This window comes from Mycobacterium talmoniae (assembly GCF_001854525.1).
GTDB lineage: Bacteria > Actinomycetota > Actinomycetes > Mycobacteriales > Mycobacteriaceae > Mycobacterium > Mycobacterium talmoniae.
The window spans coordinates 1-1,507 of the sequence record NZ_MLQM01000330.1 but is presented as its reverse complement, the minus strand read 5'-3'; the positions used below and the strand labels follow the sequence as shown (position 1 = coordinate 1,507).

Sequence of the window (1,507 nt, the reverse complement as noted above, 5' to 3'; positions counted from 1 at the left end):
CCAGCAACCAAGCCATCCACGCCACGACCGACCCGAAGATCCCCATGCCACCCCCGGCCCGCACCGGCGGGGGTTCGCGGCTGCCCATGCACGACCTGATCCGCATGGCCGCCAACTCCATCCACTACCTCGCCGTATTCGACAACCACTCCCACCGCCCGCTCTACCTCGGCCGCAGCCGCCGCATCGCCACCCTCGACCAACGCATCATCTGCTACGCCCGCGACCGCGGCTGCACCCGACCCAACTGCACCCAACCCGGCTACCACTGCGAAGTCCACCACGCCAACGACTGGAGCAAAGGCGGCCGCACCAACGCCGACGAACTCCACTTCGCCTGCGGCGGCGACCACACCGGCGCCACCAACGGCCACTACACCACCACCATCACCAACACCGGCCGCCTCGCCTGGACCGACGGCACCACCCCACCAGAAACCAACCACCTCCACCACCCCGAAGAACTCCTCCACAACAACGACGACGAAGACGACCCCTAGCGCCGCTACAGCGGAGATGGGCAGGTCAATTCGGGCGATCCAACTTGTGCGATCGGCGCGTCGGCGTACGCTCCCCAGACCGGCCCCAGCGCACCCGCTATGGTGGACGGATCGTTGCCGGCCCGTCGTTGCTGGAGGACTCGTTGGAAGGATCCCAGTTCGGGAAATACCGGCTGATCGAGTTGCTGGGTCGCGGCGGCATGGGAGAGGTGTGGCGGGCGCGTGACACGGTCATCGACCGGGTCGTCGCGCTCAAGATCTTGCCGGCCGAGATTTCCCGGGACCCCCTGTTTCAGCAGCGGTTCCGCCGCGAGGCGCAAGCCGCCGCGCGACTGAGCAGCCCCCACGTCATCCCGATCCACACCCACGGGGAAGTCAACGGGCGCCTGTTTGTGGACATGCGGCTGGTCGACGGCCGCGACCTGCAGTCCATCCTGGACCGTGGGCCGCTGCCGCCGCGGCGCGCCGCCCACATCATCGACCAGGCCGCCAAGGCCTTGCACGCCACCCACCGGGCCGGGTTGTTGCACCGGGATGTCAAGCCGTCCAACGTTTTGCTGGACGCCGACGACTTCGCCTATCTGATCGATTTCGGGATCGCCCGTGCGGCAGGGGAACTGGCCCTGACCGCGGCGGGCGGGGTCGTCGGAACCTTTCACTACATGGCTCCGGAGCGGTTCAGCCCCGACCAGCGCACCATCGACGCGCGTTCGGACGTCTATTCGCTGACCTGCGTGCTGTACGAATGCTTGACCGCGCAGCACCCGTTTGCCGGTGACAGTGTCGAGCACCAGATCAGCAGCCACCTGACCACCCCGCCGCCCCGGCCGTCCAGCGTCAACCCGGCGGTGCCGGTCGGCTTTGACGCGGTGATCGCCCGGGGCATGGCCAAGAACCCCGCCGAACGCTACGGCAGCGCGGCGGAATTGGCGCGCGCCGCGCTGGACGCCGTCGACACCCCGACGGCCGCGCCACCACCGGTGTCCGCGCCGCAGCCACTCCCCAAC

The 1,507-nt window shown here is 68.7% G+C and carries 2 protein-coding genes; both read left to right on the top strand.

Annotated elements, in window-relative coordinates; genetic code table 11:
* On the top strand, positions 1 to 500 hold a 500-nt coding region (locus BKN37_RS27110; protein ID WP_131823729.1), incomplete at its 5' end, for a DUF222 domain-containing protein.
* Positions 501 to 643: 143 nt separating this feature from the next.
* Positions 644 to 1,507, top strand: an 864-nt coding sequence (locus BKN37_RS27105) for a serine/threonine-protein kinase (RefSeq protein WP_131823728.1), incomplete at its 3' end; no start/stop codon positions are given.